The 1,213-nt window shown below is 56.5% G+C and carries 1 protein-coding gene; it reads right to left on the minus strand.

The window, feature by feature from the left end; genetic code table 11:
• Positions 1-1,213, minus strand: a 1,213-nt coding sequence (locus ABYT07_RS21285) for a YjbH domain-containing protein (protein ID WP_372993982.1), incomplete at both ends; no start/stop codon positions are given.

A 1,213-nucleotide genomic window follows, 5' to 3' on the forward strand; every position in this document is an offset into this window, starting at 1 on the left:
CAGCTGCCCCGAGAATGTCAGGCCCGGTGACGGACGATAGGACATGCGCAATTGCGCGCCCAGATCGGCACGAATGGGGCTGTCAGGGTCAAAGAATGATGTCGCGAGATATGGCCCAAAGGACGCGTCGAATTCGGGAAAATAATCATCCAGCTCTCCAACGCGACCTTGGTCATGAGCATCTTCGATCTTGGCGCGTGCAAGGGTACGCCATGCCCCGTCGTAGTCGAATTGAAGTTCCTCAAGGTCAGACCGCATCGTCACCACACGGCTGAGGGGAACACCGCGGCGCTGAAAAACCACAGTCAGCTTTTCAATCTGTGGCGGCAAAGTCGTAGCCATCACCCGCGCGGCACGCCCGGCAGCTTGGGCTTCGATGTCAAACCGGTTGTTCTCGATGCGTATGGTTGCCTGCTGGCCGCCCATGGTAAAGCCCTGCAATGCAAGACCTTCTTCGGCAAGACCGGCCTTGAGGACCCGCCGGACAGCATCCTGACCACCACCCTTAGCGGAATTATTCCAATCGGCGATCGCAAGTTTGTTGCGAGCCCCAATCGATCTGGGCGCGCCTTCAAGGCCACCCGGATAACGGCGCTCCGCAGGGTTGAACACATAGCTTAGCTGCGCACCGATCTCGTTTCCGCCGACAACATAGCCCTTGAGGTTAACGCCGTTCTTGAACCGGTACTCAAGACCAACGTTCAGCGGCGTCGAGATATCGATACCAGTGTTTACGGATTCTCTGGTGTAAACATCAGGCGAATATTCCGCGAACAACGTGGTTTGATCACTTACGTGCCACTTGACCCCTGCAAATACCGAAGTTTCGCCGCGGAACCACTTGCCGGTTTCCAGTTGGCCGCCAAGTCCGGTTGTCCCGACATCGCGCGAGTCAAACCTGTCTGACAGAATCCCAAGCGGGTTCGAGAAAGATCCACGCCCCGCAAGACGGCCCCAGCCAAGCCCACCTGTCACCTCGATTTTTGACCCAAAGCTTTTGGTCGCAACGAAATATTCACTGCTGTAAAGGCCGGTCCCCAAAAAGTCGCGCAACCCGACAGCAAAGGCTGGTCGATATCCGCTCTCGTCAGAAATCTGGTAGTGCAGGTCAAAGCTGCGGTCATAAAGGTTACCGTCGTTCGGGCCACCAGCGCTAAGCCCTGAAACGATCGAATACCGAAAGGTTCCATAAACCCGCGGGAACACCTGAAAC

Source organism: Sulfitobacter sp., from assembly GCF_041552635.1.
In the GTDB taxonomy this organism is placed as follows: Bacteria; Pseudomonadota; Alphaproteobacteria; order Rhodobacterales; family Rhodobacteraceae; genus Sulfitobacter.